Genomic DNA, 23,696 nt, shown 5'->3' on the forward strand with positions numbered 1-23,696 from the left:
GCTCCCATGCCACATCCGGGCTCAGCTCCGGCGGTGGCGCTGCCGGAGTTGACCGACAGCGATGCAAACGCCGTGACCAGCACGCCGGCGGCGACTACAGTGAGCCACTTCTTGATCACAAGATGTCCTTTCGAAATAATTGATGAGCCAATCAAGCGTTCATTGTCGACGCGCTCTGTATATGGTCGGTTCCGAACAAGTACCGAAGGAGTGAGTCGTGCTGGAACCGCTGGGTGTCGATGAGACCACCTTTGCGGTCTACCACGCCCTTCTGAGCAACCCGGACAGCACTCCGGCACAGATTTCGGCATTGGTAAAGCTACCTATGGACGAGGTCAGCCGGATCATGGACGAACTCCGGAAACTCGAGCTTCTTGTTCCGACCTGGAGCGACCCGGACGCCGAGCACGCGGTGCACCCACGGGTCGGTCTGTCCGGCCTGGTCGAGCGACGCCGCGCCGAGCTGAACCGGCAGCTCGGCGAGCTCCGGGAGGCGGAGTCGTCGGCCGACGTGATCGCGGAGCAGTACAACGAGTTGCTGACGTCGCGCAGCAGCGCCGACGTCGAGGTTCTCAAGGGCCGCGCGAATGCCACCCGCCGGATCGAGGAGCTCGGCCTGAAGGCCCGGGATTCGTTCTGGGGGATGATCCCCGCGCACATCGACGACACCATCCACCCCGCGGAGACCTCGCCGGACCTGCTGCTGCTGCAACGTGGTGTCCGGCTGCGCACGATCTACCTGCAGAACATGACGGTCTCGAAACCCGGCCTCGACTACGCCGCCACCCTGCACCGGCACGGCGGTGAGGTCAGGGCGACCCCGACCCTGCCGATGCGGCTGCTGATCATCGACCGGGAGCTCGCCATCATGGCGATGGATCCGGAGGACCCGGTGGCCGGCGCCGTCATCCATCGCAGCCCCGGCGTCCTGGCCCTCTCCCTCGCCCTCTTCGACAGCTACTGGTCCCGCGCCTCGGAGCTCTTTTCCCCGGAAGACCGGGACAACAACGACCCCCTCACCCCACACGAAGCCGAGGTGCTCCGCCTATTGGCCGGCGGCGCCAAGGACGAGCAGGTCGCCCGCCTGCTCGGCATCTCGCTGCGCACCGCCCGCCGCATCACCGCCAACCTCTCCGAACGCCTTGACGCCACCTCCCGCTTCGAACTAGGAGTAGCCGCCGCCAAACGCGGCTGGGTCTGACGATGTTCGAGTCGCTTGGCGTCACAGAGCAGACGCTGACCATCTACCGCACCCTCCTGCAGCACCCGCAACTACTCCAGAAGTCCGACGGAGAGCTTCAGACCGCCCTCGCCACTTCCGGAGCGATCACCGAGGCTGAAGCTGTCCGGGAGCTCGTGCGGCTGCGGGATCTCGGGCTCATCGTCCCGCGCTGGAACATCGCGGACCAGGAGTACCCGATCGACCCGGCGGTCGGGTTCGAACGCTTGGCCGCCCGGCAGCGGGAGCGGATCGACGGTCTGGCCGAAACCCTGAAGAACGACGAGACGAACGCCAAGGGATTCACCGCGGACTATCACGAGTTCCTGGCCCAGAAGACGGCTCGCCAGGTCGAACTGTTCGAAGGCAGCGAAGCGGCCTATCAGAGAATGCAGAAGTTTCAGCCGCAGAAATTGTGCTGGGGAATGCTGCCGGCCAGCGGGGTACGCACCCATGAACTCGAGGATTCTCCCGACCGGCCATTTCTCGAACGGGGGATAGACGCCCGGTATTTGCTGACCGAAGCGCATTTGAAGACGCCCGGCGCCCGAGAATACGCACTGTGGAGTATGGGATATGGCGCCAAGGTCCGCACCGTTCCGTCGCTGCCGATGAAACTTGTCATCTTCGACGACGCGGTGGTTTTGGGCATCGACCCCGCCGACCCCTCGGTCGGCGCCGTGGTGCACCACAGCGTGGCGGTCGTGAACCTGGCGCGGGAGTACTACGAGAGCTACTGGCGCCGAGCCGACGACCCGTTCGCCGACGAGCAACGAGACGACGACGGGATCAGCTCGATGGAAGCCGAGCTGCTGCAGTTGCTGGTGCAAGGGGCTACCGATGAGCAGGCGGGGCGCAAGCTTGGGGTTTCGTTGCGGACCGTTCGGCGGATGGCGGCGAAGCTCAGTGAGCAGGCGGGGGCTTCGGGGCGGTTTGAGTTGGGGGTTCGGGCGGCTCAGCGGGGGTGGGTTCGGTGAGTTTTGGGCTAGACCAATCCGATAATGAGCGAAGCATTTGATTGAAGAGCGGACTGGACCGGTTCAGATACACCAGCCGGGTTTGTGGCCGGAAGCTGCCATGGCCTTGTTTTCGCGGCAGAATGGTGCATGGAGCGGCCAGTCGTCGAGCTCCGTCGAAAGGGAGCGGGCCACACCGAGTAGTGGGACGGTCAGCAGCGCGATCGCGGCGAGAACTGCGGGTGAATACACCATACGTTCGGGGATCATGGGCATCGACTGCTTTCGGGCATGGCAATGAAACCGCAATAGCGGCGGCATTGACGGGGCGGAATTCGGCACGGGACTAACACCGGCGACTGCGCGAAGTGGTCCACTTCGCGCACTCACGAACCTAATTCCGGCCGACACCGGGGTCAACGCGGCCGAGCGGCCGCGTGGTGCACTGGCACCAGGCGGCCGCTCGGCCGGAGTACGGGGTGGGTCAGACGTTCTTGACGGCAGCCAGGAGCTTGGTGAGGGACTCGCGGGCGTCGCCGAACAGGAGTGTCGTCTTGGGGTCGTACAGGAGCTCGTTCTCGATGCCGGCGAAGCCTGGGCGCATCGAGCGCTTGAGGAAGATGACCCGCTGGGCCTCGTCGGCGTTGAGGATCGGCATGCCGTAGATGGGGGCGCTGGGCGTGTTGCGAGCCGCCGGGTTGACCACGTCGTTGGCGCCGACGACCAGGACGACGTCGGTCGACTTGAAGTCGCCGTTGATCTCGTCCATCTCGCGGAGCTGCTCGTAGGGCACCTGTGCCTCGGCCAGCAGCACGTTCATGTGGCCGGGCATCCGGCCGGCCACCGGATGGATGGCGTAGTCGACCTTGACCCCGCGGCTGTGCAGCTCCTCCACCAGATCGCGCAGGACGTGCTGGGCCTGGGCGACGGCCAGGCCGTAGCCGGGGACGATGATGACGCGCTGGGCATAACCGAGCAGGATCGCCACGTCCGTCGGAGTACCGGAGATGACCGGCCGGTCGGACGCCGTACCGCCACCGAGCGTCGAGCCGCCCTTGACCGCGCCGAAGAGGATGTTGAAGACCGAGCGGCCCATCGCGTCGGCCATCAGCTTGGTCAGCAAGGTACCGGCCGCGCCGACCAGCGTTCCCGCGATCAGCAGCAGCGCGTTGCCGAGCACGTACCCGCCCGCGGCCACGGTCAGCCCCGTGAACGCGTTCAGCAGCGAGATGACGATCGGTACGTCGGCACCGCCCACCGGCAGCACCAGCATCACACCGAGCGCCAGCCCGACCAGGCACAGCAGCACGCCGACCCAGACCCGCGGATCGGTGACCAGCCAGACCGACAGCGCGACCCCACCGAGGATGCCGGCCACGAACAGCACCGGCAGACCCGGAAACGTCACCGGCCGGCTCGTCATCAGCTCCTGCAGCTTGGCGAACGTCACCACCGAGCCCGAGAAGCTGATCGCCCCGACCAGGATGGTGAAGGCCGTCGCGATGGCAGCGATCGTCTCGCCGTCGCGCACATGCGACAGCTCCATCAACGCGACCAGCGCGGCCGCGCCACCGCCGACGCCGTTGAACAGCGCCACCAGCTGCGGCATGTGCGTCATCTGCACCCGTCGCGAGCCGACCACACCCGCGATCGTGCCGATCACCAGCGCCACCAGGATCGCGGCCAGGTGGTCCGGCTTGTAGGCGACGAAGGTGATGATCACCGCGAGCACCGCACCCGCGGCGCCGAGCAGGTTGCCGCTGCGGGCCGACTTCGGCGACGAGAGGGCCTTCAGCGCGACGATGAAGCAGACAGCAGAGATCAGGTACCCGATCTGGGCCCAGGTGTCGATCACTTCTGAAGCTCCTTCTTGCGCGCCGCCGGACCGCGGAACATCTCCAGCATCCGGTCGGTGACGACGAACCCGCCGACCATGTTCACCGTGGCCAGTACGACGGCCAGCAGCCCGACGATCACCACCAGGGTGGAGTCGGCCTGGCCGGTGACGATGATCGCGCCGACCAGGATGACGCCGTGGATCGCGTTCGCGCCGGACATCAGCGGGGTGTGCAGGGTCGAGGAGACCTTGCTGATCACCTCGACGCCGACGAACGCCGCGAGCACGAAGATGGTCAGCAAAGCAATGGTCTCGGTCATGCCGTCGGTCCTTCCAGAAGCTCGCGGGTCGGCTCGTGCAGGACCGTGCCGTCGTGGGTCAGGCAGCAGCCGACGACGATCTCGTCGTCGAAGTCCGGGTTGAACTCCGCGTCCCGGGTCATCAGCGCGATCAGGTTGGCGATGTTCTGCCCGTACAGCCGGCTGGCCGGTCCGGCCATCTGGCTGGGCACGTTCGCGCCGCCCCAGACCAGCGCGTTGCCGATCATCAGCTCCGTACCGGCCACCGAGCCCTCGACGTTGCCGCCGGACTCCGAGGCCAGGTCGACGACGACCGAGCCGGGCTTCATCTGCTCGACCATCGACCGCGACACCAGCATCGGAGCGGTCCGCCCCGGTACGGCGGCAGTCGTGATCAGCGCATCGGCGCCCGCGATGTACGGCGCGAGCAGGTCACGCTGCAACTGCGCGCGCTCCTCGGTCATCTCGCGGGCATAGCCGCCCGGCCCGTCGAGGGTGCCGAGCTCCAGCTCGATCGGCTGCGCGCCCATCGAGGCGATCTCCTCGGCCGCGGCCGTCCGGACGTCGTACGCCTTGACGACGGCACCGAGACGCTTCGCGGTCGCGATCGCCTGCAGTCCGGCGACGCCGGCCCCCAGGACGAGAACCTGGGCCGGCGGCACCGTACCGGCTGCTGTCATGTTCAGCGGGAAGAACCGGGGCAGCCGTTCCGCGGCGACGATGGCCGCCCGGTATCCGGCCACCAGCGCCTGCGAGGAGAGCGCGTCCATCGACTGGGCCCGCGAGATCCGCGGGATCATCTCCATCGCGAAAGCGGTCAGCTTCGCCCGGGTCGCGGCCCGGATCACGTCCGGCGGGTTCGTCGGCAGGAACGACATCAGCGCCGTACCGGCGTGCAGCCGTTGCAGTCGCTCGCGTTCGAGCGGCTGCACCGACACCACCACCGTCGCCGCATGGTCGGCCCCCCAGGCCACCTCTGCCCCGGCGTCGCGATAGGCGTCGTCGGAGTACAGGGCGCGCTCGCCGGCCGCGGGTTCGACCGCGACCTCGTAGCCGAGCTGGACGAGTTTGACGATTTGCTCCGGCACCAGGGCCACCCGGCGCTCGGCCGGTCTGGTCTCTCGCACTACTGCGATCTTCACTCGCCGAAACCTATGCCAAACACACGGTGCCCGGAAAGCCCGGTCCCGCCAATCAGGCCAAGTTCTGAAGAAGCTGTGCCTCGGCCAGACAGACCTTGGTGAACTCCTCCAGGTGCAGGCCTTCGTCGATGCCGTGCGCCCGGGTGTCCGGATCCTCCACGCCGGTGACCAGAACGGCCGCGTTCGGGAAGGCCTGCTGGAACTCCGCGATGAACGGGATCGAGCCGCCCATCCCGGTGTCGACGGGCTCCACACCCCACGCGGTGGCGAAGGCGGAACGGGCCGCGTCGTAGGCCGTACCGCGCGCGTTGATCGAGCACGGCTGGCCGATATCGCCTTCTGTCACAGTGACCTGGGCACCCCACGGCGCGTTCTGCTCGAGGTGGTTGCGCAGGGCTTCCATCGCCTTGTTGGCGTCGTCGCCGGGAGCGACCCGCAGGCTGACCTTGGCCCGCGCGACCGGTACGAGCGTGTTGCTCGCGTCGGCCACCCGCGGCGCGTCGATCGCCAGTACTGCGATCGCCGGGCGGGTCCACAGCCGGTCGACCAGGGTGCCCGAGCCGATCAGCTTCACCGAGTCCAGCACGCTCGACTCGGAGCGGAACCGGTCCTCGGGATACTCCAGCTCGGCCGCGCGTGTCGCGTGCAGTCCGTCGACCGCGACGTCGCCGTTGTCGGTGTGCAAGGTGGCGAGCAACCGGCACAGGGCCGACAGCGCATCCGGTACGGCGCCGCCGAACAGGCCCGAGTGGACGGCGTGCTTCAGCGTCCGGACCTCGACGTAACAGTCGACCAGGCCGCGCAGCGATACCGTCAGGGCCGGCTGGCCGATCGCCCAGTTGCCGGAGTCGGCGATCACGATCGCGTCGGCGGTGAGCTCGTCGGCGTACTCGTCGAGCAGTTGCAGCAGGGTCGGCGAACCGATCTCCTCCTCGCCCTCGACGAAGACCGTCACGCCCACCGGCAGGTCGTTGCCGAAGGCCCGTACGGCGGCCAGGTGCGCGGCGATCCCGGCCTTGTCGTCGGCCGCGCCGCGGGCGAACAGCCGGCCGTCCCGCTCGGTCGGCTCGAACGGTTCCGAGGTCCACTCCTCGACGTTGCCGGTCGGCTGGACGTCGTGGTGGGCGTAGAGCAGCACGGTCGGCTTGCCCTCCGGCGCCGTCTTCTTGGCGATCACAGCGGGCGCGCCGGAGCCGGCCCGGACGATCTGGATCTCGAAGCCCTCGGCCTCGAACAGAGCAGCGGTGGCTTCCGCCGATCGCTGGACATCGGCCGCACGGGCCGGGTCCGCGCTGACCGAGGGAATCCGGATGAGGTCCTCGAGGTCGGCACGAACAGAGGGCAGAACGCGGTCGATCGCCGCACGCAGGTCGGTCATGCGCCCTACCGTACTGCGGGGCAATCATTTACCTTCTACCGAGAAGATCTCGAAGGTTACCGCCCAACCCCAGAGGACATCATGAGCCGTCGCTTCGCCATCCTGACCGCCTTCATCACGACCGCCACCGCCCTCACGGCCTTCAGCTCGCCGGCCAGTGCCGCGATCAGCTGCGACACCGCGACCACCGGTGGGGCCACCTTCTACGACGGGCCGTCGGCGTCCAAGAAGTACGACGCCCGGTTCAGCAACAGCGCGGGCATTCCCAACCTCAGCACGCACACCCCGCAGGGTGCCGGGACTTGGTACAACTGGGACGGCTCCGGCAAGAACCTGCTGCTGGTCGCCTCGTACCGGGAGGGCGCCGACTCGCAGATCTACGGCATCGACCCGGCTACCGGCTCCACGGTCGGCGTGGTCGCCATCGCTGAGTCGCATGTCGGCGGGATCACCACCAGCAAGGGCTGGGCCTTCGTGGCCGGCGCAGGCAGCTCCATCCGGAAGTACCGGCTCACTGAGCTCCGGGACGCGATGAAGGCAGCCGGTACGCCGTACCTCGCCCAGGTCGGCACTGCGCGCGATGTCGCCGGCTCCTCGTTCCTGACCAGCTACGGCGACTCCATCTTCTCCGGCACCTTCAACGAGACCGGCCGCGGCACCATGTACGAGTACAAGATCGCCGACGACGGCACCCTGACCACCCTGGCCGGCGCCTGGGAGGTACCGACCAAGACGCAGGGCCTGATGGTCACCGCCAACCACTTCGTCTACAGCACCTCGTACGGCCGGGGTAACCGCAGCAACCTGTACGTCGTACGCCGGGGTCAGAAGGACCTGGACGCCGCCGCGCTGAGCTGCTTCCGGGCGCCGAGCATGACCGAGGGGATCACGGAGTACAACGGCACGGCGTACCTGGTCTACGAGTCGGGCTCGCACCTCTACAGCGGCGACCCGGCCACCCTCAACGTCATCCCCCGCATGCACAAGGCCACGGTCTCGTCCCTCACCTCACTGGTGGGGTAGCCGCTACTTGATGTACCTCGCGGAGTCGAGGACTCTGTCGATCTCGGTGAGGCTGGTGCTGCGGACCTGTGACCGCAGCACCACCTGGCCGGGGATGACCATCTGGTACCGCTCCCCGACGTTGCTTCGCGCTCCCGTAGAGTCCGCGCACCCGTAGTTGAAGGTGATCGTCTTCTGGTCGGGCATCTCGTTCTGCGTCGCCAGCGAGCAGCCGACCGGCACCTTCGGGGTCTTCGGCAGCGCAGCGGCGGCGGCCCCGTTCAAAGTCTCCAGAAAGACGCCGGGCACCTTTGCGTCGTTCTGCCAGTGCTCCGTGTCGGTCGTGACCAGAAGCTTGCCCTCACCCTGCGCCGACTTCTGGTCCCAGGTCCGCGGGACCTTGACCGAGAAGGAACCGGTCTCCACCGTCACCGGGCGACTCAGCACCAGGCGGTAGCCGCCGTAGCCACCGCCTGCGGCCAGGACGAGGGCCAGGACGACAGTGATCACCCAGGCGCGGGCACTGCGCTTCTGAGCCTTCGCTGGTGTTGCCACTAGGGCAGCGGGCGCCGTCGTGGCGTCTACTGCGGGGGCTGAGCCGGCCGGAGTGACAGTGGGCGCGTTGGCCGCCGACAAGGCGGTCTCCTGGTCGACACCGGCTGGGCCTGCCGGACCCGGGAGAGCCTCGGCCGGGACCAGACCGGCGGGGATCTTGCCTGTTTTGTGGGCCTCTTGGAGGGCGTCGAGGAAGCTGTCGAGATCCGGCCAGCGCTTGTCGCGGTCCGGCTCGAGGGCGCGGCGTACGACGACGTCGATCGCGTCCGAGACGTCGTCGCGCAAGGTGCTCATCGACGGCGGCGGCGACTCGATCCGCATCACCGCGCCGAGGCTGATCACGCCGTGCGGCGCCTGGCCGGTGAAGGCCGCGTACGCGACCGCGCCCAGCGAATAGAGGTCAGCGCGGTGGTCGAGCCGGTCGCCCATCACCTGCTCGGGCGCGACGTAGGCCGGCGTACCGCCTGGCATCGTCAACTGGGACACGGTTTCCAGCGACTTGCCGAGGCCGAGGTCGCCGAGCATCGCGCGATCGCCGGACTCGTCGAGGCGGAACAACACGTTGGCCGGTTTCACGTCGCGGTGCAGCACCCCGCGGGCGTGCAGCTGCTTGAGACCGCTGCCGACCTGGGTGATCACATCGACCACGTCGGCGATCTCCATCTCGCCGCCCTTGATCCGGTCCGCGAGCGATCCGCCGTCGGCATAGGTCAGGACGAGATAGGGCCGGCCGTCCTCGGTCTCGCCGACGTCGTGCACGCCGACCACGTGCGGCGAGTCGACCCGGCGCAGGAACCGGCCCTCGGCCAGGAAGCGGCGCCGGACGTCCTCTTCGTCGATCCAGTTGTCGGACAGGATCTTGACCGCGACGTCCGCGTCGAGCTCTTCGTCCCGGGCCAGCCAGACGGTCGCGAAACCCCCGGCACCCACCCGGCGGACCAGGGAGTACCGGCCGATCCGCTGGGGCTGGTCCATCCCCGCATTATGCTCGATCCCTCCTGCGACTTGGTCGCCGGAGCGGTGGTTCGAGACCGAAACGGGGCCTAAGGGGTGCGAAACGTCCGGGTTGTGACGGTTACGGTCGTCGCGGTGGCGGCGGTTGCGATCGGCGGGTTCGTCGCGTCCCGGCGTACGCCGGAGTCGCAGGCCGGCGCGGCGGCGCCGCTCGTCGCCCCGGTACGGACTCCTTCGCCGCTGACGTTCACCGGCGCCAAGGTCGTCCCGATCGATGCCGCCAAGCTGCCCGTCGGGGACGCTCCGCACCTCACCTACCTGCGCGATCGGACCGTCCACGGCGGCGCCGGTACGCCGGTCAAGGTCCCCGGCAGCGTCGAGATCGACGCCGTCGCCCGCCTGCACGACGCCGTCCTGACCATTCAGCTGAAGACCGTCCGGGACCCGGCCCTCGTCATACTCGATGCCTCTGGCAAGCAAATCGAGCGGGTCCCGTTGGTCGACTCGCTCGTCACCAGCACCGATGGCCAGGCCGCTGCCTACGCATCCGGCGGCCGGTACACGACGGAGGGCAAGCTCGGCGACGGCGGCACTGTGTACTACCGCCGCTCGGCCCCTGGTCCCGTCAAGCAGCTTGCCCAGCCCAAGGTGTTCGACCTCCGGGTCCTCGGTGTGAGCAACGACACCGTCTACTTCCAGTCCAGCGACGACTCGGCCGGGCCCTGGAACTTCTATCGCTGGCAGGTGGACCAGCCGACGCCGACCCGGATCAGTAGCGTCAGGTCCCCGATCGCTGTCTCCGGCGACGGCACCCTGGTCGCCGGACTGGTCTCGCAGAACGACAGCGGCATGTGCACGACCCTGATGACCGCCACCACCGGCAGCCAGCGCTGGCGCAGCTGCCAGTACCAGCTCACCCGCTTCAGCCCCGGCAACACCTTCACCATCGGCATCCCGGCCGGCAGCGACCCGTACGGCGACCTGGAGAACGTCGCCCTCGACCCGAAGACCGGCGACCAGCTCCGCAAGTGGACCGGCCCGTCTCTGCGCGACGCGAGACCGGAGGACGGCGATCACGTAGTACTGGCCTGGCACGACCGGCCCGAGCCCGGGTCGCGGTCGGCCCTGGTCCGCTGCACGGTCAGCTCCGGGAAGTGCGAGCTGGCGACCCCGCTGGCGTCCGGGACGCTCCTTCTCGGCTCATGACGAACAAAACCGCGTCGGCCTGCGTCCTATCCCGGACGGGGACGAACCGATTGGACGACCGAACGTGAAAACGGGCAACGGCCCGCTGGCCATGGGGGTGGCGGCGGTCGCAGTACTGGCGGTGGTGAGCGGTGGGGCCCTCGCGGCCCGCCGCGGCCCGGCCACGTCCCCGTCGGCTGAGGCTCAACCGCTCACCGCAAGCGCCACGCCCACCCCCAAACCGGCCAAGCCGTCAGCCACACCGTCGACCCCGAAGCCTTCGCCCACCCCGGTCACGACGCCGTCCGGTCCGGTGATCCCGACCGTCAAGATCGACCTCGCCAAGCTGCCGACCGGCCGGGAACCGCAGGTCGCCTACCTCGACGGCCGGGTGTTCAAGGGCGGCCTCGGTGGCGACATCACCATCCCCGGCAGCCAGAGCATCCTCCGCGCGGTCCGGTACGACGGCGACGCGATGGTGGTCCGCGAGGTCGGCCTCGGCGGCTCCGAGCTGGTCCGGGTCAATCTCGACGGAGTTCTCCCCGGGCGCACGCCCGACGTCGCGAGTCTGGTGAGCTCGGTGAACGAGGACGCCATCGCGTACGGCACGGCCCGTTCCAACGCGGATCACACCCGTCGCAAGGGCAATGCCGTCTACTGGCGCAACGCCTTCGCCGACAACAAGCTGGACCGCCCGAACGACTGGTACTCGACCGTCCTGGCCGTGGTCGACACGACCGTCTACTTCGCCGCCGGCACCGACCCGAGCGAGCCCGACGCGACGCTCAACGTCTGGCACACCCAGACCGGCAAGGTCGAGGTGCTGAAGTCCTTCAAAACCCCAGCGGGCGTGGACTTCCAGGGCACCGACGGTGTCGACCAGCTCGAGGGCGCCGAGCAGACCTTCTGCTCAGCGGTGCGCGCCCTTGCCGACGGCGCCCAGCTGTGGCGGACGTGTGAGTACTCGCTCGACGGCTTCACCCCGGACGGCCAGACGGTCTACGCGACCCCGGACTTCCACAACGGCGGCTCCAACCCGACCACCACCGCGATCGACAGCAAGTCAGGCACGGTACGCCGGCAGTGGACCGGCGTGGAGTTCCTCGCCACGACCGCCGAGGACGACGACCACCTGCTGATGGCCGTCGACACCGGCGAGAACACGGCAAGCGCGATCATCCGCTGCAGCATCGGGTCCGGCGCCTGCGAACTGGCGACGAAGCCCGCCAAGCACGCGCAGCGAGATGCGCTCCGGGTGATGGGTGGCTGGTCATGAAGCGGCAGAACGGTGCCCTGGTCGCACTGGTCGCGGCAGTGACGGTCGCTGCCGTAGTACTGGGCGCGACCATCGCGTCTCGCCAGGTCCCGCAGCGCCAGAGCACTGCCTACGCTGCACCACTGCCTGCCCCGACCACCCCGACCACGACTCCGTCCAAGGCCGCCCAGACGCCGAAGCCCGCGACGACCACGCCCTCCCTCCAGCCGTCGACACCGAGTGCACCGACGGCGCCAACGGACACACCGACCTTGACCGGCCCCACCAAGATCACCCTGGCCGTGTCGAAGCTCGGCACCGGACGGCAGCCGCAGATCCCGTACCTGTCCGGGCGCCAGGTCCGTGGCGGCGCCGGTGGCACGGTCACCATCCCCGGCAAGGACGACGTCCTCGAGATCGCCCGGGTGAACAGTTCCGTGCTCGCCCTCACCACCAATGGGAACGGCTCCCAGGTACTGCGGTTCGACGCGAACGGCGTCGCCAGCGTCGCGAACGTCAACCACATGGAGGCCAAGGCCGACCAGAGCGGCGCCGCGTACGCCGCCTTCGGTGCCGACGGACCGGTCGAGGGCGGCACCATCTACGCCGACACCGGCACGTCGCTGACCGCCCTGAAGCTGACCAAGCGCTGGAATTTCAAGGTGCTCTCCTACGTGGGTGACAAGGTCTACTTCGAGTCCTCGGACGTACTGGGCAGCGGAGCCAGCTGGAGTACCTACGTATGGTCGCCAGGCGAGCCGGAAGCCAAGCTGGTGAAGGCGCTTGCCTCCATGACGACGATGTCCGCCGACGGCAAGAGCGCGGCGACAGCCCTGCTCGTCAGCAACACCGGCTCGTGTTCCGCGGTCACCGCCGTCGAGACCGGGCAGCGCGAGTGGAAGACCTGCGACTACTACCTCAACGACTTCAGCCCCAGCGGCGCGACGGTGTTCGGGGTTCCGTCCGGTGATGACGGCTACTGCTCGTCGGCGGAGGCTGCGCTCGACGCGAAGACCGGCAAGCTGCTCCGCGAATGGAAGGGCTGTCTGCAGAGCATTACTCCCGAGGACGACGAGCACCTGCTGATGGTCGCCACCGCGTCGGGCGAGGGCGACAACGCGAAGACGGCGATCATCCGCTGCACCGTCAGTACCGGCGACTGCGAACTGGCCACGCCCGTGAGCTCGAACCGACTCCTGCTGAGTGCCTGATGGCCAAGCTCTCGCTGAAGGCCAAGAACGGTCCGCTGGTCGCAGTGGTGGCCTCTGTCGCCGTGGCCGCGGTAGTGATCGGCAGTGCGGTCGCCTACTGGCAGGGCCCGGACGACAAGCTCACCGAGGCCGGTCCGCTGCCAGGCACCAGCAGCACCCCGTCGACGACGCCCTCGACAACACCGAAGCCGACAGTCACCCCACGCCCGACGCCGAAGCCGACCCCAGCACTCCCACCGAAGCCATCCACCACACCACGGCCTAGCACCACCACAACCTCCACCGGCCCGACCACCGTCGAGCTGACCGTCAGCAAGCTGCCCGGCGGCCGGGCGCCACAGATCCCGTACCAGGTCGGCGGCGAGGTCCGTGGTGGCGCCGGCCAGGCGCGGAAGATCCCCGACGGAACCTTCCTGGTCGGCCGGATGAACACCGATGTGATGGCCGTCGTCAGCACCGGCGAAGGCAAGAGCGAACTGCAGAGGATCAGCTACGGCGCCCCGCGCCGGACGCCGGGTGTCTCGTCCCTGGTGATCTCCGCCGATCAGTCCGCGGCCGCCTACGCCGTCGGGACCCTCAGCAACCGCGGCCCCATCACCAAGGGTGGAGCCGTGTACGCCGAGACCGGCTCGATCCGGAAGCTCGACCTGCCGAACAGCTGGGAGGTCGAAGTGCTGGCCTATCGCGGCGGCAAGGTCTACTTCCGGGCCGGCAACAACGAGAAGGGCGATCGGCTGCTCTACGAATGGACGCCGGGTACGACCAAAGCCACCGCGATTCCGGCCGTGAAGCTCGCGACCGCGGTCTCCCCCGATGGCACCGTCGCGGCCTCGATGGGCCTGCTCAACGACGCCGGCACCTGCTCGACCATCACCGCGATCGCCACCGGCAAACAGCTCTGGCGGACCTGCGAGAACCAGCTCAGAAGCTTTACCCCCGACAGCCGGACGGTGATCGGTTCGGACGCCTACGGCGACGGGTACTGCGGCCGCGAGGTCGCTGCGCTGGACGCCACGACCGGGCGGCTGATCCGCAAGTGGAAGGGCTGCTTCCAGGACTTCGCCGCCGAGGACGACCAGCACGTGCTGATCGTCGCGGTCGCCTCCGGTGGTGGCGGCGATCCGGGGACCAAGAGCGCCATCATTCGCTGCGACATCAGCACCGGACAGTGCGAGCGGGCCACACCGATCACGGTGGACCTACCCCTCTCGCTGGGTAGATAGGGGGAGCTGGACCGTGAGTAATCTCGACCTGGTTCGGAAGAACGGGCGGCTGGCCGCCGGGCTGGCTTCTGTAGCGGTTGCCGCAGTGGTGGCCGGTGGCGTGTTCGCCTCCCAACAGGGGCCGGCCGACCGAGCCTCCGGCGCAGCACCGCTGCCGGGACCGACCAGTACGCCGTCCACAACCCCGAAGCCAACGTCGCCGCCCACAGCGACGCCTCCGACGACGCCACCGCGGAGCAGCACCCCGGGGAGCACGCCGCCGAGCAACAAGCCGACTACTGGCTCCAACACCGGCCCGGCCACGGTCGACGTGGTGATGGACAAGCTGGGCGACGGCCGGGCGCCGCAGTTGCCGTACCTGGCCGGCCGCGAGGTCCGGGGAGGTCCCGGCGGCCCGGTGAAGATCCCTGGTACCGGGATCATCCTGGGTATCGCCCGGCTGAACACCGCCGCGCTGGCCGTGGTCGAGCGGGTCAGCGCCGACAAGGACAAGCTCCCGTTCGGCAGCGACCTGATCCAGGTCCGGTACGGCGAAGTACGGAAGACCCCGGATGTGTCGTCCCTTGTGGGCAAGGAGGACCAGTCGGCGGTGGCGTACTCCACCACCCGGTTCGACGCGAAGGGCACCCTGATCAAGGGCAGCGACCTGTACGCCGAGGTCGACGGCTCGATCCAGCGGCTCGAACTCGCGAACAGCTGGAACGTCGAGGTACTGGCCTACCGGGGCGCATCGGTCTACTTCCGGGCGGCCGCAACCAGCGGAGGCCAGCAAACGCTCTACCAGTGGAAGCCGGGCGCCTCGAAGGCCACCTCGCTGAAGGCCATCACGTCGCCCGTCACGGTCGCGAGCGACGGCACGATCGCCGCCTCGCTGAAGCAGCTCAACGACGGTAGCTGCGCCACCGTCACCGCGATCGACTCCGGCACCCAGCTCTGGCGTACCTGCGACAGCCGGCTGGTCGGATTCACCCCGGACAGCCGGATCGCGGTCGGTGTCGGCGCCGCCTTCGAAAGCAGCTCGGAGACTCTCACCGCGCACGAGGCCAGGACTGGCAAGCTGATCCGGACCTGGAAGGGCCACTTCTACGACGCCGTCGCCGAGGACGACCAGCACCTGCTCGCCGTCACCGTCGTCTCTGGCAACCCGGTGGCCGGCACCCTCAAGCTGGCGATCATCCGGTGCAGCATCCCCACCGGCCAGTGCGAGCGCTCGACGCCGGACGCGCTCGATCAGAGCGTGATCCTGCGATGATCGACCCCTCAGCGCGTTAGGAACGTCGTCATGTTGCAGAAGAACGGCCGGCTGGTCGTGCTAGTCGCCGCCGTCGCGGTCGCCGCGGTGGTGATCGGCGGCGTCGTCGCGTATCAGCGTGGCCCGCGCTCGGAGGGCGGGACAGCGGCGCCGCTGTCCGCGCCGGCCACGACTCGGAGCACCAAGACGACGCCCAGCGCGACCGGTACTCCCAGTACGACGCCGAGCAAGCCCTCCGGACCGGTCAAGATCACCCTGAACCTGGCCAAGTTGCCTCGCGGTCGCGATCCCCAGGTGCCGTACCTGGTCGGCCGGGTGGTCACCGGTGGTGCCGGTGGGCCGGAGACGATCCCCGGCAAGGCCGACATCCAGCAGATCGCCCGGGTCAACGGCCGGGTACTCGCCGTCGTCACCAAGGGCCTGGGGACGGAGTTGCTCAAGCTTGGGCCGAGCAGTGGCGAGGTCGAGCGGGTCCCGGACGTCACCGCCCTGGTGACGAGCGCTGACGCGACCACCGCGGCGTACTCCACAACCCGGATCGGCAGCCAGGGCGAGGCCCTCAAGGGCGGCACCCTGTACTCCGACGACGGCCTCGACACACAGAAACTCGACCTGCCGTCAGCCTGGGGACTGCGCGTCCTGGCAGTCCTGGACGGCAAGGTCTCCTTCGAGTACGCCGCAACGGAAAGCGGACGCTCGAAGCTCTACTCCTGGACGCCCGGCGCCGCGAAGGCCACCCAGCTCGACATCACCTCGCCCACCGGCATCTCCGCGGACGGCCGCCTGGTCGCCTCGATGGGCCTGATCTCCGATGGTGGATCCTGCTCGGACGTCACCGAGGTCGCGACCGGCAAGCGGCTCTGGAAGACGTGCGAGAGCGCGATCCAGGGGTTCACCCCGGACGCCCGGACCGCGTTCGGCGGCGACGCGTACGCCGACGGCTACTGCTCCGGTACCGCGACTGCACTCGACGGCCTGACCGGAGTGATCCTCCGGCAGTGGACGAGCTGCTTCTTCCAGACCGTGCCCGAGGACGACCAGCATCTGCTCATGGTGGTCGACGCCCTCGAGGGCGGCGGGGAGGACGGCTACGGCAAGCGCGGGATCATCCGCTGCACGATCTCCACGGGCGCCTGCGAGCTGGCGACCCCACTGACGCCGCACGCCGCGGTGCACATCGGCACTTGATGTCTGCTCGCAGCTAACGAGCGTCCCGGCCGGGACGGATCGGCGGCAGACTATCCAGATGGACCGGATCGTGGTGCTGGCCGACATTCACGGCGTACTGCCTGCTTTGGAGGCAGTATTGGCTGAGCCGGACGTGGCTGCCGCCGATGTGATCGTGCTGGCCGGGGACATCGCCAGTGGGCCGCAGCCGGTGGAGACGCTGGATCTCCTGGTGGGGTTGGGCGAGCGGGCCGTGTGGGTGCGGGGCAATGCGGACCGGGAGCTGGTGGAGATGGCTCGTGGGTCGTTCGAGGGCGATCCGCCGGACCCGGTCAGCCCCTGGGCGGCCGAGCAGCTCCGGGACGACCAGGTCGAGTTGCTGTCCACACTGCCGACCACTGTGACGATGGGCGACACGCTGTTCTGCCATGCGACGCCTCGGAACGACGAGGAGATAGTGCTGGTCGACAGCCCTATCGCTAGGTGGGCGGCCGTGCTCGACGGCGTACCGGAGGAGGTCAGGACGGTTGTCTGCGGGCATACGCACATGCCGTTCGCCAGGCAGGTCGACCGGCGGCTGGTGGTCAACGCAGGCAGTGTTGGCATGCCGTACGGCGCACCCGGCGCCAGTTGGGCTCTCCTGACTCCAGCGGGTGTCCAGCTGCGCCGTACTACGCTCCCCGACACCGCTGCGGACCAGCTCGCCAAGGACTCGTCGTACCCGGGGATCGAGGAGTGGCTGGACGCGTACCTGCGCTCCAACTACTCCGACACCGAGGCGCTGGAGGCGTTCAGGCCGCGCTCGGAGGTATGAGCGGCTACCGTCAGGGCATGTTTGCGCGGCGACGGAAGCACTTCGGCACACCGGCCGACAAGGCGACGTACGCGACGCTGCACACCGCCTCGCTCGCCACCCCGAGCCTGCGCGAGGGACTGACCCCGGCGGCGGCCGGTAAGGCCAGCAAGCACCTGCGCGACCTCCTCGGTACTGCGGCCATCGCCATCTGCGACTCGTCCGGCGTACTCGCCTGGGACGGGGTCGGCGGCCCGTATGAGAGCAACCACCGAGGGGACGTCAAACGGCTCGCGGCGGCGACTCTGCGGACCGGGCGTACCGCAGTACTGGGTATCCACGATGTGGCGTGCGGCGACCCGCAGTGCCCGATCCGTACTGCGGTAGTGGCGCCCATCGTCACCGAGGACCGAGTAGTAGCCGTGCTGGTCGCCTACAGCCCTCGCTCGTCGGCAGCGCTCGTCCGGGCGACCGAAGAGGTGGCCAGGTGGGTCTCCGGCCAGGTAGAGCTCGCAGAACTCAACAAGGAGCGCACCCGGGCCATGGAGGCCGAACTGCGGGCGCTCAGGGCCCAGATCAGCCCGCACTTCATCTACAACGCGCTGGCCGCAATCGCTTCCTTCGTCCGGACGGATCCTGAGCGGGCCCGGGAGCTGCTGCTCGAGTTCGCCGACTTCTCCCGGTACGCGCTGCGGCGCGGCGGTGAGTTCACCACGCTGTCCGACGAGCTGCGCAACGTGGAGCGGTACCTCGTGCTGGAGCAGGCCCGGTTCGGCGAGCGGCTCAAGGTCTCGCTGCTGATCGCTCCCGAGGTGCTGTCCGTAGCGATCCCGTTCCTGGTCGTCCAGCCGCTCGTGGAGAACGCCGTCCGGCACGGCCTGGACGGCACCTCCGGCATCGGCCGGATCACCATCCGCGCCCAGGACCGCGGGCTCGAAGCCGAGATCAGCGTCGAGGACGACGGGGCCGGCAGCGATCCCGACGTCATCCGCGCCGCGCTGGCCGGCGAGTCGAGCGGCGACTCGGTCGGCCTGGGCAACGTCGACGCCCGCCTGCGCCAGGTCTACGGCGACGCCTACGGCCTGGTGGTCGAGACCGCCCCGGAAGCCGGAACAAAGGTCAGCTTCCGGGTGCCCAAATACTCCTCAGGGGTGCATGCGTCCGCTTAGTGCTCCGCAGGCGGTCTGACGCGAGTGCTGGAGGCGCCCAGGTGCGTGCATCGCGGTGCTGGAGGAGCGTGCCTGGGCGCCTCCAGTGCCGTGTCAGATCGCCTGCGGAGCACTAGTCTGTGCCGCATGACCGACTCTCCTTTGCGTGCCCTCGTCGCCGACGACGAGGAACCGGCGCTCAACGAGCTGGTCTACCTGCTGCGCCAGGACTCCCGGATCGGCGAGATCAAGACCGCCTCGAACGGTACCGAGGCGCTGAAGATCCTGCAGGACGGCGACCTGGACGTGGTGTTCTGCGACATCAAGATGCCCGGCCTCGACGGGATCGAGGTGGCCAGGATCTTGTCCAGGTTCAAGAGCCGGCCGCAGATCGTCTTCGTCACGGCGTACGACGAGCACGCGGTCGCCGCGTTCGAGCTCGATGCGACCGACTACGTGATGAAGCCGGTACGCGCCGAGCGGCTCGGCGAGGCGGTCCGCCGGGTCATGAGCGCCGGTACGCCGACCGTCGCGCCGCCGCAGGACGACACCACCGACGACGAGACGATCCCGGTCGAGCTGGCCGGCGTCACCCGGTTCGTCCAGCGCTCCACCGTCCGGTACGTCGAAGCGCAAGGCGACTACGCCAGGCTCCATACCGGCCAGAACTCGCACCTGGTCCGGATCCCGCTCAGCACCCTGGAAGAGCGCTGGCGCGACGCCGGCTTCACCCGGATCCACCGCAGCACGCTCGTCGCCCTGGCCCACGTCGACGAGATGCGCGTCGACGGCGGCCGCTGCGCCGTCCGGGTAGGCGACGACTGGCTCCCCGTCAGCCGCCGCCACACCCGAGAACTCCGCGACCTCCTGGTCCGCTCGACCTCGTTGAGGGGCTGACAGTGGACGCCCTGTGGAAAACCCAGCCAGCTGAGAGACCACCGCGGTTAGACTTAGTTAGGAAGGACAGAGGGCGCAACCAGGACCCTGGGGCACCGCGATGAGCGCTCCGGAGCAGCCGCCCCGCCGGGTCCGGGTCACCAGCCCACGGACCAGCGCGGCACGGCGGATGACCGCGCACACCGGCACCCGCGAGATCGACGAGCAGACGCGGGTCGGCGAGGTCTATATGAGCTCCCTGATCCAGTCCCAGCTCCGGCTCGCCCTCGCCGTCATCGCCGGCGCCGCCGTCACCCTCGGCGGCCTCCCGCTCCTCTTCCTGCTCGTCCCCGCCACCCGCACCCTGCCGATCTTCGGCATCCCCCTGCCCTGGCTCCTGCTCGGCGTCCTCGTCTACCCGGTCGTCTACATCGCCGCCCGCATCTACGTCCGCAACGCCGAACGCATCGAGGCCGAGTTCACCGAGTTCGTAGGACGTAAGTAGATGTCTCCGGCGATGAGTTTGACCGCGATCGGATTGGTGATCGCGGCAACCATCGGGATCGGACTGTTCGGTCTCCGGATCTCTCGCACCACCAGCGACTTCTACGTCGCCAGCCGCGCCGTCACCCCACGCTGGAACGCCTCCGCGATCAGCGGCGAGTACCTGTCGGCGGCATCATTCCTCGGCGTCGCCGGCCTGGTGCTGGTGAACGGCGCCGACATGCTCTGGTTCTCGGTCGGCTACACCGTCGGGTACCTCATGCTGCTCGTCCTGATCGCGGCCCCGCTCCGCCGCTCAGGCGCGTACACCCTCCCCGACTTCGCCGAGACCCGCTTCGAATCCGCCGTCGTACGCCGGATCTGCTCCTGCCTCGTAGTCGGCATCGGCACCCTCTACCTCCTCCCCCAACTCCGCGGCGCCGGCCTGACTGTCCACACGGTGACCGGCGCACCACCCGCCGTCGGAGCAGCCCTCGTCGCGCTGATCGTGGTGATCAACGTCGCCGCCGGCGGAATGCGCTCGATCACCTTCGTCCAGGCCTTCCAGTACTGGCTCAAGCTCACCGCCCTGGCCGCGCCGATCTTCATCATCTTCATCGCCTGGCGCTCAGGCGACCACCCCGTCGGCGTCCTGCACTCCCTCCAGGGAGCCGGCGCCGAATGGGCCGAGCCCCTCTCCCGGGCAGGCGGCCGCGACCATCCGCTCTACGCGACCTACTCGTTGCTCTTGGCCCTTTGTTTCGGAACGATGGGCCTCCCGCACGTCCTGGTCCGCTTCTACACCAACCCCGACGGCCGCGCGGCCCGCCGTACGACGGTCGTCGTGCTGGCCCTGCTCGGCGCCTTCTACCTCTTCCCGCCCCTGTACGCCATCCTCGGCCGGACCTTCGCCCCCGACCTGATCGGCGGCGGCGCCGACACCGTCGTCCTCGAGCTCCCCGGCCGCATTTTCCCTGGCACAGCAGGCGATCTACTAGGCGCTCTCGTCGCCGCCGGAGCCTTCGCAGCGTTCCTCTCCACGTCATCCGGACTGACAGTCGCCATCGCCGGCGTCATCGACCAAGACCTCCTCCGCAACCGCCTCCACCGCCTGACCGGCGGCGACTACCTGGCCGTCAACAGCTTCCGCATCGCAGCCCTGCTGGCGATCGCGCTCCCGTACGTCGCCTTCAACATCACCGGCGCCCTCAGCCTCGCCGACACCGTAGGCCTGGCGTTCGCCGTCGCCGCCTCGACCTTCTGTCCTCTGCTGGTGCTCGGGATCTGGTGGCGCAAGATGTCCACCGTCGGCGCCGCGGCCGGCCTGATCGTCGGCGGGGTCGCCGCGATCACCGCAGTACTGTTCAACGTCATCGGCCCACCCCGGGCCGGCTGGCCGAAGGCCCTGATCGCCCAGCCGGCCGCCTGGACGATGCCACTCGCCTTCATCACCGTCATCGCCGTCTCCAAGCTCACCCCGCACAAGATCCCCCGCGGCACCGCCCGCAGCATGGTCCGCCTGCACACCCCCGAAGCAGTCGACGTCGACCGCGGCCTCCCGCCCGCCTGACCGTTCGTCGTACCGTTCCGACCGCTCATCGCAGCGGCCTTCACCGCCGGTCGAAGGGTGGGCGCCATTGGGCGCTCGGTGCGGTTCGGTGCTGTCGGCCGGGAGTGAGCTGGACCACAGTACGAGCTGCAACCCTGCGCGCCGGTCCTTCCGCCCGGCCTGATCCCGTCTGGAGGTCCCGCGATGAGCGATACGCGCCGCGCGGCCGGCGATCCGGAACTGACGACGTACCGAGATGTCCAGCTGTCCCCGGACTTCTCCGAGCTGCGTCGCCGGTTCCGGCGCTTCGTGTTCCCGATGACCGGGCTGTTCCTGGCCTGGTACTTCCTCTACGTCCTGCTCGCCGACTACGCGCACGGGTTCATGTCGCACAAGGTCGGCGGCAACATCACCGTCGGGCTCTTGTTCGGCTTCGGCCAGTTCGTCTCCACCTTCGCGATCACGCTGCTGTACGTCCGCTGGGCCGACCAGAAGTTCGACCCGGACGCCAAGCACCTGCGTGACCAGATCGAGGGAGACGACAAGTGAGCGCGCCACTGCTGTTGCCGCTGGCAACCGTCGGGGACCCGAAGGTGAACATCGCGATCTTCGCGCTGTTCGTGGTGGCCACCCTGGCGATCGTGATCCGGGCCTCCCGCAACAACAAGAGCGCGGCCGACTTCTACGCCGGCGGCCGGTCCTTCACCGGCCCGCAGAACGGCATCGCGATCGCGGGCGACTATCTGTCCGCCGCGTCGTTCCTCGGCATCGCCGGCGCGATCGCCCTGAACGGGTACGACGGCTTCCTGTACTCGATCGGCTTCCTGGTCGCCTGGCTGGTGGCCCTGCTGCTGGTCGCCGAGCTGCTCCGCAACACCGGCCGGTTCACGATGGCGGACGTCCTGTCGTTCCGTCTCAAGCAGCGTCCGGTCCGGATGGCAGCGGCCATCTCGACGCTGGGTGTCTGCTTCTTCTACCTGCTGGCCCAGATGGCCGGCGCCGGTGGCCTGGTGGCCCTGCTGCTCGGTATCGACGGCAAGGCCGGCCAGAACATCGTCATCGCGGTCGTCGGCGCGATCATGATCACCTACGTGCTCGTCGGCGGCATGAAGGGCACCACCTGGGTACAGATCGTCAAGGCGGTCCTGCTGGTGATCGGCGCCGGCATCATGACGATCTGGGTGCTCGCGAAGTACACGTTCAACCTGTCCGGCCTGCTGGGCGCCGCCGTGGACAAGAGTCCCGCCGCCGGGGAGAAACTCCTCAGCCCCGGTCTCCAGTACGGCGCAACGGGGATCAGCAAGCTCGACTTCATCTCGCTCGGCCTGGCCCTCGTGCTCGGTACCGCCGGCCTGCCGCACGTGCTGATGCGCTTCTACACGGTCCCGAACTCGCGTGAGGCCCGCCGCAGCGTCAGCTGGGCGATCTGGATCATCGGCATCTTCTACCTGTTCACCCTCGTCCTCGGGTACGGCGCAGCTGCGCTGGTCGGGCCGGACAAGATCCGCGCGGCTCCCGGCAAGGCGAACTCGGCCGCGCCACTGCTCGCGTACGAACTCGGTGGGGAGATCCTGCTGGGCGTGATCTCGGCGGTCGCCTTCGCCACCATCCTGGCGGTCGTGGCCGGTCTGACCATCACGGCGAGCGCATCCTTCGCCCACGACATCTACGGCTCGGTGATCAAGAAGGGCCAGGTCAGCGGCGACGGCGAGGTCCGGGTCGCCCGGATCACCGTGGTCGTGATCGGCGCGGTCGCGATCATCGGCGGCATCTTCGCCAACGGCCAGAACATCGCCTTCCTGGTGGCGCTCGCCTTCGCGGTCGCGGCGTCGGCGAACCTGCCGACGATCCTCTACTCGCTGTTCTGGCGGCGCTTCAACACCCGGGGCGCGCTCTGGAGCATCTACGGCGGTCTGGGCTCGGCGATCTTCCTGATCATCTTCAGCCCGGTCGTCTCCGGCAAGGTGGACAAGAAGACCGGCGCCAGCCTGTCGATGATCACCGACACCGGGATCGACTTCCACTGGTTCCCGCTGGACAACCCGGGCATCGTCTCGATCCCGCTGGCCTTCGTGCTCGGCTTCATCGGCACGATCACCAGCAAGGAGGGCACCAACGTCGACAAGTTCGCCGAGATGGAGGTCCGCTCGCTCACCGGAGCCGGCGCCGAGAAGGCGACGACCCACTAGACCTGTCAGGCAGGCCCTGCTGA

General features: G+C 68.6%; 21 protein-coding genes. 16 read left to right on the plus strand and 5 right to left on the minus strand.

Annotated elements, in window-relative coordinates; translation table 11 throughout:
- Positions 1-217: 217 nt before the first annotated feature.
- The gene (locus ABD116_RS17850) at positions 218-1,201 is read left to right on the plus strand and encodes a helix-turn-helix transcriptional regulator (RefSeq protein WP_343970825.1); all 984 of its coding nucleotides are present in this window, start codon (positions 218-220) and stop codon (positions 1,199-1,201) included.
- Positions 1,202-1,203: 2 nt separating this feature from the next.
- Positions 1,204-2,196 (plus strand): hypothetical protein, encoded by a 993-nt coding sequence (locus tag ABD116_RS17855; RefSeq protein ID WP_343970828.1) that lies wholly within the window; start codon positions 1,204-1,206, stop codon positions 2,194-2,196.
- A gap of 463 nt (positions 2,197-2,659) precedes the next feature.
- On the opposite strand, the gene ABD116_RS17860 is transcribed toward ABD116_RS17855, so the two are convergent.
- The 4 genes from ABD116_RS17860 to ABD116_RS17875 are packed head-to-tail and all read right to left on the minus strand — an operon-like array spanning position 2,660 to position 6,831.
- Positions 2,660-4,030: an NAD(P)(+) transhydrogenase (Re/Si-specific) subunit beta gene (locus tag ABD116_RS17860; RefSeq protein ID WP_343970831.1), complete on the minus strand. Its 1,371-nt coding sequence runs from the start codon at positions 4,028-4,030 to the stop codon at positions 2,660-2,662.
- Positions 4,027-4,332: an NAD(P) transhydrogenase subunit alpha part 2 gene (locus ABD116_RS17865; protein WP_343970834.1), complete on the minus strand. Its 306-nt coding sequence runs from the start codon at positions 4,330-4,332 to the stop codon at positions 4,027-4,029. Before ABD116_RS17865 ends, ABD116_RS17860 begins: the two co-directional genes overlap by 4 nt.
- Positions 4,329-5,453 carry an NAD(P) transhydrogenase subunit alpha gene (locus ABD116_RS17870; protein WP_343970837.1) on the minus strand — a complete coding sequence of 375 codons (1,125 nt, stop codon included), beginning with the start codon at positions 5,451-5,453 and terminating at the stop codon, positions 4,329-4,331. Before ABD116_RS17870 ends, ABD116_RS17865 begins: the two co-directional genes overlap by 4 nt.
- 52 nt (positions 5,454-5,505) lie before the next feature.
- Positions 5,506-6,831 carry a dipeptidase gene (locus ABD116_RS17875; protein WP_343970840.1) on the minus strand — a complete coding sequence of 442 codons (1,326 nt, stop codon included), beginning with the start codon at positions 6,829-6,831 and terminating at the stop codon, positions 5,506-5,508.
- Positions 6,832-6,912: 81 nt separating this feature from the next.
- Between ABD116_RS17875 and ABD116_RS17880 the strand changes: the two genes are divergently transcribed.
- Entirely contained in the window at positions 6,913-7,854 is a 942-nt protein-coding gene (locus tag ABD116_RS17880) for a hypothetical protein (RefSeq protein ID WP_343970842.1), read from the plus strand.
- Positions 7,855-7,857: 3 nt separating this feature from the next.
- Here the strand turns inward: ABD116_RS17880 and ABD116_RS17885 are convergent, their stop codons facing one another.
- Positions 7,858-9,363, minus strand: a complete 1,506-nt coding sequence (locus tag ABD116_RS17885) for a serine/threonine-protein kinase (protein ID WP_343970845.1) — start codon at positions 9,361-9,363, stop codon at positions 7,858-7,860.
- Between the two features lie 93 nt (positions 9,364-9,456).
- On the opposite strand from ABD116_RS17885, the gene ABD116_RS17890 reads away from it, so the two are divergent.
- The 13 genes from ABD116_RS17890 (at position 9,457) to ABD116_RS17950 (ending at position 23,673) form a co-directional block, all read left to right on the plus strand.
- Positions 9,457-10,548, plus strand: coding sequence for a hypothetical protein (locus ABD116_RS17890; RefSeq protein ID WP_343970848.1), 1,092 nt, complete (start codon positions 9,457-9,459; stop codon positions 10,546-10,548).
- Between the two features lie 64 nt (positions 10,549-10,612).
- Positions 10,613-11,803 (plus strand): hypothetical protein, encoded by a 1,191-nt coding sequence (locus tag ABD116_RS17895; protein WP_343970851.1) that lies wholly within the window; start codon positions 10,613-10,615, stop codon positions 11,801-11,803.
- Complete coding sequence (locus tag ABD116_RS17900; protein ID WP_343970854.1) at positions 11,800-12,993, plus strand: hypothetical protein; 1,194 nt, start codon at positions 11,800-11,802, stop codon at positions 12,991-12,993. Before ABD116_RS17895 ends, ABD116_RS17900 begins: the two co-directional genes overlap by 4 nt.
- Positions 12,993-14,216, plus strand: a complete 1,224-nt coding sequence (locus ABD116_RS17905; protein WP_343970857.1) for a hypothetical protein — start codon at positions 12,993-12,995, stop codon at positions 14,214-14,216. The genes ABD116_RS17900 and ABD116_RS17905 overlap by 1 nt, the downstream gene beginning before the upstream one ends.
- 13 nt (positions 14,217-14,229) lie before the next feature.
- Positions 14,230-15,468, plus strand: coding sequence for a hypothetical protein (locus ABD116_RS17910; protein ID WP_343970860.1), 1,239 nt, complete (start codon positions 14,230-14,232; stop codon positions 15,466-15,468).
- A gap of 30 nt (positions 15,469-15,498) precedes the next feature.
- Complete coding sequence (locus ABD116_RS17915; protein WP_343970863.1) at positions 15,499-16,656, plus strand: hypothetical protein; 1,158 nt, start codon at positions 15,499-15,501, stop codon at positions 16,654-16,656.
- A gap of 58 nt (positions 16,657-16,714) precedes the next feature.
- Positions 16,715-17,449 (plus strand): metallophosphoesterase family protein, encoded by a 735-nt coding sequence (locus ABD116_RS17920; RefSeq protein ID WP_343970866.1) that lies wholly within the window; start codon positions 16,715-16,717, stop codon positions 17,447-17,449.
- Positions 17,450-17,466: 17 nt separating this feature from the next.
- Positions 17,467-18,597: a histidine kinase gene (locus ABD116_RS17925; RefSeq protein WP_343970868.1), complete on the plus strand. Its 1,131-nt coding sequence runs from the start codon at positions 17,467-17,469 to the stop codon at positions 18,595-18,597.
- Positions 18,598-18,723: 126 nt separating this feature from the next.
- Positions 18,724-19,473, plus strand: coding sequence for a LytR/AlgR family response regulator transcription factor (locus ABD116_RS17930; RefSeq protein WP_343970870.1), 750 nt, complete (start codon positions 18,724-18,726; stop codon positions 19,471-19,473).
- Between the two features lie 100 nt (positions 19,474-19,573).
- Complete coding sequence (locus ABD116_RS17935) at positions 19,574-19,957, plus strand: hypothetical protein (RefSeq protein WP_343970873.1); 384 nt, start codon at positions 19,574-19,576, stop codon at positions 19,955-19,957.
- Positions 19,958-19,969: 12 nt separating this feature from the next.
- On the plus strand, positions 19,970-21,505 hold the full coding sequence (locus tag ABD116_RS17940) for a sodium/solute symporter (protein WP_343970875.1): 1,536 nt from the start codon (positions 19,970-19,972) through the stop codon (positions 21,503-21,505).
- Positions 21,506-21,688: 183 nt separating this feature from the next.
- Positions 21,689-22,033: a DUF485 domain-containing protein gene (locus tag ABD116_RS17945; RefSeq protein ID WP_343970878.1), complete on the plus strand. Its 345-nt coding sequence runs from the start codon at positions 21,689-21,691 to the stop codon at positions 22,031-22,033.
- On the plus strand, positions 22,030-23,673 hold the full coding sequence (locus ABD116_RS17950) for a solute symporter family protein (RefSeq protein ID WP_343970881.1): 1,644 nt from the start codon (positions 22,030-22,032) through the stop codon (positions 23,671-23,673). The genes ABD116_RS17945 and ABD116_RS17950 overlap by 4 nt, the downstream gene beginning before the upstream one ends.
- Positions 23,674-23,696: the final 23 nt, after the last annotated feature.

Origin of the sequence: Kribbella koreensis, from assembly GCF_039525325.1 — a bacterium.
Classification (GTDB): domain Bacteria; phylum Actinomycetota; class Actinomycetes; order Propionibacteriales; family Kribbellaceae; genus Kribbella; species Kribbella koreensis.